The following is a 7,369-nucleotide window of genomic DNA, read 5'->3' as shown; positions in this document are numbered from 1 at the left end:
CTCAAAAGTCCTAAGGGTCGATTTCACTAAAACGTGAACATGGTATGTTCACGATTGAGCTGGAGCTATTTTCGGACGCTGAGCCATATCAACGACTCCCTATTATCAGAAGACCCCAAAAAAAGCCCCCTTCTCAATCAAGGGGGCCAAAACACTATCTGAAGAGATAAAACGCCTTAACCTCGCGGCTTACTCAACCCCTTCAATGCGGTCCTCAACCTGTTGATACAACTCCATCAGACGTTCGAGGTTCTCATCACTGGTTTCCCAATAGCCACGGCCATGGACCTCCAGCAACGTTCCCACCATCTTGCGGAAGGAATGAGGATTGAGATTCATCAGGCGTTCCTGCATCTCCTTATCCTTAATAAAGGTCTCATTCGCCTCCTCATACACCCAGTTATCCACCGCGTCCGCCGTCGCCGACCAACCCATGGTGTTCACCAAGCGTTTCGAGAGTTCCCGAACCCCCTCATAACCATGAGACAACATCCCCTCATACCATTTCGGGTTCAGCATCTTCGTCCGAGAATCCAGACGCACCGTTTCCGAGAGACTGCGAACCTGGGCATTGGCCGTCGTCGTATCGGCAATATAAGAATTGGGTTTCTTGCCATCCTTGCGTAACTTCGAGACCACCTTCGTCGGGTCAGAATCGAAGTAGTGGGACACATCCGTCAAACTGATTTCCGAAGAATCCAAGTTTTGGAACGTCGCATCCGCCGTCGACAGGGCCGACTCAAACACCTTGCGGTCTTGTTCCATCATGCCGGGATTATCCGCATTGAAGGCGAAGGACTTACGAGTCAGATACATCTCTTGTAACTCCGACTCTTCCTCCCAAGTGCTGTTTTCCACCGCCAAGTTGATATTGGCCGCATAAGACCCCGACGCATTGGAGAAGACCCGAGTCGCCGCTTGACGCAGGTTCACCCCCATCTCCTCGGCTTGTTTAATCGCGTGTTTGCGGACAAAGTTCATCTCCACAGGTTCATCCGCTTCTGCCGCCATCTTAATCGCCTTATCCAACAAGGCCATCTGATTGACAAACAAGTCGCGGAAGACCCCAGAACAGTTGACCACCACGTCAATCCGAGGCCGGCCCAACTCCTCTAAGGGAATCAAATCTAACTTGTTGACCCGTCCCATGGCATCAGGAACCGGTTTCACCCCAACCATCCACATGATTTGGGCCAAGGATTCACCATAGGTCTTGATATTATCCGTCCCCCACAGCACACAGGCGATGGTTTCAGGATACTCGTTGCCATTTTCCTGACGTTGCCGTTCCACCAAGCGGTCAACCACAATCTTAGCCGCCTGAACCGCTGCTGCCGTGGGAATGGCTTGAGGGTCGAGAGCATGGATATTTTTACCCGTGGGCAACACATCCGGGTTGCGGATGGGGTCACCACCGGGACCCGGCAGTACATATTCCCCTTCCAAGGCCCGCAACAGAGACCCGAGTTCATTGTCCGCACAAACCTGCTTGAGACAGAAGTTGAGATACTCAATCAGTTTGTCTAAGGCCTCTTTATCCACGCGATGGAAGCCAGCGGCCTTGAGAACCTCATACCAGGGTTCATCCTTAATCATCCGTTGCAGCCAGTTACCCAGATTCTCCAAACGAACCCGGCCATCGCTGTCGGTTTTCTCAGCCACCATGGCCCCAACACAGTCGCGGGTCGCCTCAACGATTTTCTGGTTCAACTCCACATCGGCGAGAACCCCTTTATCGTTGTTGCTGTAAATGTCTTGGATGTTGCGGTCGAGACTTTGGGCCAAGAGACTGGGGAGACCCACAATGCCTTCTTCTTCCCGGTCGATGCTGGCGATACTGACCAGAGTGGCCACGGCTTCTTCGGCGGTGGGAGGTTTCCCGATGACATGCAAGCCACAGGGTAATAGCCGCGACTCGATTTCCATCAGTTGTTTGTACACCAAGCCGACGATGGTATCCCGTTCATCTTGACTGAGGTCTTTGGCATCGGCTTCGGGGAAGTCGATGTCTTTGTCGAGATTGACCATGCGGGCTTTCTCAACGATGGTGTTGACGATGGGAATGCCCCGTCCGCCATCTTTGAGGGTTTGGTAGGACCCCACCAGTTCGCCGAGTTCCTTGAGTCCTTTATACAGACCGGCATTTTCCGCTGGTGGGGTGAGATAGGAAATGGTTTCGGCGTAGCTGCGGCGTTTGGCGATGGTCGCCTCGCTGGGGTTGTTAGCGGCGTAGTAGTAGAGGTTGGGAATGTTACCAATCAAACTATCGGGGTAACAGGTTCCCGACATCCCCATTTGTTTTCCGGGCATGAACTCCAGGGAACCATGGGTGCCAAAGTGGAGAACCGCGTCGGCTTGCCAAATTTGTTCGAGATAGGTGTAGTAGGCGGCGAAGCCATGGTGGGGGCTGGCGGAACGGCTAAACAACAGCCGCATCGGGTCACCTTCGTAGCCAAAGGTGGGTTGGACCCCGATAAACAGGTTCCCGAACTGTTTGCCGTACACCAAGAGGTTTTGCCCGTCGCTGTTGAGGGTTCCGGGTGCAGACCCCCAGTTTTCTTCTAAGCGTTTGGCGTAGGGGGTGAGGTTTTCGTATTCGTCAACGGGCATCCGATAGGCCACGTTGAGTTCTGGGCTGGCGTATTGGGCAGCGGCATCATGGATGACCGCGTTCATCAACTCCTGGGGATTCTCGGGCAGGTCTTCGATGCGGTAGCCGTTGCGTTGCAGGGCGGTGGCCACTTCGTGAATGCTACCGAAGACGTCGAGATAGGCGGCGGTTCCGACGTTGCCTTTGTCGGGGGGGAAGCTGAAGATGGTGATGGCAACTTTTTTATGGAGTTTGGGTTTACGCCGCAGGTTGGCCCATTTCATGGCCCGGGTTGCTACCGCTTCGATGCGGTCTTGCATGGCGTGGGCTTTACCGGTGGCCCCATCCCGCCCGGAGAGAACGATGGGTTCGATGGCCCCGTCGAGTTCGGGGATGGCGATTTGTAGGGCGACTTGAATCGGGTGCAGTCCTAGGTCGCTGTCTTCCCATTCTTCGGTGGTTTGGAAGACGAGGGGGAGGGCGACCATGTAGGGGCAGTTCAGCCGCTTGAGGGAGTCGATGGCTTTGGGATGGTCTTGACGGGCGGGACCGCCGACGAGGGCAAAGCCGGTGAGGGAAACGACGACATCGACGAAGGCTTTGTTGTTGGGGTTATCGGTTTCCCCTTGTTCCCAGAAGAATTTGTTGACGGGTTGGGAGAAGTCGAGTCCGCCGGAGAAGATGGGGATGACGCGGGCGCCAAGGGATTCAAATTCTTGCACCATGGCCACGTAGTGGGCGTCGTCTCCGGTGACGAGGTGGGTCCGTTGCAGGACGAGTCCGACGGTGGGGGCGAGGGGGTCTTTGTGGTCGTCGCTGATGTCCCGGCGGGAGTTATACCAGTTGAGGTATTCTTTGACGTCTTCGAACATTTGGGGGGCGAGGGGATGCCAGATACCCATGTCGGGGTAGACGACGGGGTCGTTGTAGGTGACGTCTCGCTTCCCTTCGGGCAGTACGTATTTGTCTGCCAACATCAAGATGAAGTTTTCCAGGTTGTCGGGGGACCCGCCGAGCCAGTATTGGAAGCTCAGCATGAAGTTACGCGCGTCCTGGGCTTTGTCCACGGGCATGTATTTGAGGACTTTGGGCAGGGTGCGCAGCAGTTTGAGCATTCCGTCTTGGAAGGAGGCGCCGGACTGCTCTTTGCGCTTTCTCATGAATTGGGCGATGGCACTTTTGGATTGTCCGAGTTGTGCCATGGAGAAGCTGCCCAATTTGTTGAGGCGCATGACTTCGGGCATGGAGGGGAAGACGATGGCGGCGTCGAGGTTGTCCCGGGCGGGTTGGACGGCTTCGATGACTTTTTCGGCTAGGTCTTCGATGAAGATGAGGGAGCCGATGAAGATGTTGGCTTGGGCGACATCCCGTTTCAGGTCTTCGCAGTTTTCAGGGTCGCGCAGTTCTTCGATGAGGTAGCCGCTCAGTTCGATGGCCAGGTTGGGGTTGTTGGCGTTGATGGCTTGGGCGGCGGCGGACAAGGCACTCTGATATTGCGATTCGAGCACGACATAGACCACCTTGATTAGGGTGCGACCGTTGAGGTCGTCGGGAGCCTGGATGTGGCGAACGGTGGGCTTGACGTGGGTGAACATGAATGGGTTACTCCTTACGCGATTCGTGATGTTTACTAAACCTGGTCTGGGATGGGCTTATGGAATTTAGCTATATAGGTGTTTTTACCAAATAATGTTAGGGGGACTTCACTCAAATCGGTGTTCTGAAACAATTTGATAGAAAAATTGCAACATTTCGTTACATTTGTTTAGAAATTTGACAGGATGGGGGACGCAAGGGGGATTTAAACAACAGTTATGTTGTTTTATTGGGAGGGGTTTTGGACATTTTGTCAAGGGGGTTTGGGAGGAAATGGGTCTGGGGATGGTCTGGCTCATTAAATATTAATTCTTGATACAAGATACCGGAAATTGCGGTGATCGGTTGGGGCGGTGATTTAAAATTTTAGAAGATAATCTATCGAGATAAGTTGCGGCAAAACGATGGTTTTAGGGTGGGGATGGGTTGCGATCGCAATTTATTAGGCGTCCTATTGAGGTGAAGCTGATGTCAAATTTTCTATGTCCTTGTTGTTCTTATCCTTTATTAGGTTATGTCCGTCACGGAACGTTACGCTGGTTTTGTCCACGCTGTCATCAGGAAATGCCCTATGGAACTGTGGAAACGACGCATTTATCTCAGGCAAGTGTTTTAGAAAATCATCAGCTTCAACCGGTGGGTGAGGAACCGGTCTCGCCGAGTCGTCAGGTCATGGCCCCGGTTGAGTCCAAGCCGATGGCGATGGCTAAGCCGATTTCGGAACGCTTTTCTGATCAGTTTCCGGCCCTGTTACATGAGACGGTGGAAGGGGTCCGAAAAATTTTACGTGCGGACCGGGTGATTCTCTGTCGGACGACTCGCAAGTGGGAGGCGACGGTGGTCGCAGAGTCTCATGCACCGGGACGATCTTCGATGCTTAAATGCCGTTTAGGTCGCTTTTTTGGGACTGAGGAGATTCTACAGTTTCAGGAGGGAAAACTCCAGGCGATCGCCGATTTAAATTCGATGGATCTCGATCGCTGTCCGACCAAGATTTTAGAGTGCTTTTTTGAGGTTTCCGCCAAGTTGGTGGTTCCGGTGCGTTTAGAAGAGATGCAGGGATTGTCGTTGTGGGGATTGTTGGCGGTGCATCAATGTTATACCGCTCGCAGTTGGTCGCAGCGGGAGATTGATACGACACTCTTGTTGGCGCAACAGTTGGCGCGATCGTTGGAGCGCGATCGCCGCTATTGTGAGTTACAAGCGGCTCATGAGGCCTTACGGGAAACGGCGTTTATTCATCAAGAGCAGTTATTCCGTCCCTTGGCCAAACCAGACCTAGAACCACAGGAGACATCGAATATATCCCGATCTCCATCCCCAGCGGTGACGGCTTCGCCGGAAGAGTTGCTAAAAAGCTATGTGGCCTATTATCTCAGTCGCGGTAAGGGGATTATGAGTCCTCATCAGGGGAGTCTCGGGTTTCCAGGTGCGGTGTACGGCTATGAAGGCTATCGCTTTGAGTTTGAGAATTTTTGGCGACGACTGCAAGAACGCTCAGATTTCCGTCGGCTATATTTGATGGGAGATATGCGCTGTTTTGAGAATTTCTTGGAAGGGAGTTACACGGTTCTCGAATGTCAACGCTGTCATCTCCCGATTCCCAGTCGTTATGGTCGTGTCTATGAGGGTCCTGAATGTACGTTATGTGATGACTGTCCGACGAAGTGGGCCGATTCTGAACGCAGCAATGGGACAACTCGGGTATTGGCGGTGGGTGAGGCGCCGTTACAGTTACGGGAAACCCAGCGGTTGTTCCGACAAAACCGCTATGAGGTCCAGTTTGTGGAAACTCCTGAGGAGGCGTTGAGTCAATCGTTGGGGACTTCGCTTGATGTGGTCACCCTTCAAGGAGATCTCAGTGAGGCCCAGGGCCGTTGTTGGGCCAGTCAGCTTCGTGAGGATTCCCGTTTTGCGAAGTTGCCGATTTTGGGGTTGAGCGATCGCGCGGGGTATGGGTTACCCTGGATGGGACACCCGCTGGAGTTACAGCATTATCTGTTACCCCCGTTGAGTGGTGAGCATTTGGTCCGTTATTTACGACGCCGTCGGGAGCAAACTCCCTTATTGTATTGGTTCCCGCGTTAGGAGTCTGGGGAGTCGCCAAATTTGAGATCAGACCAGGTTAGTTGTTTAACTTTGGCCACGTCTCCCGCTGCGGCGGCTTCTTTAAGTTCTCGTTTACGATGTGCGTTGGCGATGGCTTCTTCGGGGGACCGGGAACTGGTCTCGAAGCATTTTTCTAAGGCCTCGTAGATACCTTTACGGTTGAGTTTGGTGTGGTACTGGCGTTCGGTGTCGAGGAGTTTGGCCATAAGTTCGAGTTCCATGGCGTCTCCGTCGGCGAGGTCTTCGAGGATGTTCCACTCGTCGAGTCCCAGGAGGGATTGGTCGGCACCGGGCCGAGGGTCTTGGAAGGGTTTACCGGTGATTTCTCGGTATACTGTGGGGAGGCGATCGTCGAATTCATGTTTTTCTTCGAGCCAAATCCGCCGAATTTCGCTGAGTTCTTCGGTGGTGATGAGGGTGATGTCGCGCATTTCGGGGGGAGCGGTTCGACGGACGGTTTCCTGTGCTTCGAGAACTCGTCTTAACCAATGTTCCCGCCACTTTTTGGTGTAAGGGCCGGGGATGGGTTCGACAGAAACTTCTCCATTTTTGTTGCGTTCAAAAAGTTGGACATTTCCATGGATACGTCGGAAGTCGCGGCGATCGCGATCGTTCTTAAGGTCTAGTTCATTGCGGATATCGAGGAGTGGTTGCATCCATTCTTTTTCTTCATCATTTTGGATCATCGCCTCCATGGATTTGTCTTGACTAACCATAGTGCAAACCCAACAGCCAAAACGAGAACTTCCGCAGCTAGGAGTTGTTGTGTCAACTACCAGCGGACATTCATTGTCTGCCGTTGCACCGCGATACATAGTCAATAAATGTTTATTATCATGTCCCCAAGGATTTTCCCATTGCATTAAATACATCCATACTTCATCAGTAGTCCAATCTTCAATTGGACTATAAACTAAAGAGTTGACTAACTTTGAGTTAGGGCTAAGACGTTCGCGGACTCTTTTTCGTTCATGCTTTTTCATAGTCTCTGCACGTCTGTAGCTTTCAGCCTTACGAGTTCCCAGAGCAAGAATGGTTTCACCATTTTCTCGAACAACTCTTCGAATGAATTTG

Annotated in this window: 3 protein-coding genes; 1 reads left to right on the top strand and 2 read right to left on the bottom strand. The window is 52.6% G+C overall.

Going from position 1 to position 7,369, the window contains the following annotated elements; genetic code table 11:
• Positions 1-189: 189 nt before the first annotated feature.
• Positions 190-4,185, bottom strand: a complete 3,996-nt coding sequence (locus tag R6U67_RS03890) for a magnesium chelatase subunit H (RefSeq protein ID WP_410251340.1) — start codon at positions 4,183-4,185, stop codon at positions 190-192.
• A 469-nt stretch (positions 4,186-4,654) separates the two neighbouring features.
• Between R6U67_RS03890 and R6U67_RS03885 the strand changes: the two genes are divergently transcribed.
• Positions 4,655-6,274, top strand: a complete 1,620-nt coding sequence (locus R6U67_RS03885; protein ID WP_410251339.1) for a GAF domain-containing protein — start codon at positions 4,655-4,657, stop codon at positions 6,272-6,274.
• Here the strand turns inward: R6U67_RS03885 and dndC are convergent.
• Positions 6,271-7,369: DNA phosphorothioation system sulfurtransferase DndC (gene dndC, locus R6U67_RS03880; RefSeq protein ID WP_410251338.1), on the bottom strand; the 1,099-nt coding region annotated here is incomplete at its 5' end. The two genes, R6U67_RS03885 and dndC, sit on opposite strands and share 4 nt — an antisense overlap.

The sequence above is a fragment of the Sodalinema sp. genome (assembly GCF_046483825.1).
Classification (GTDB): Bacteria; Cyanobacteriota; Cyanobacteriia; order Cyanobacteriales; family Geitlerinemataceae; genus Sodalinema.
The sequence above is the reverse complement of the archived record's forward strand: the minus strand, read 5'-3'. Positions and strand labels throughout refer to the sequence as shown.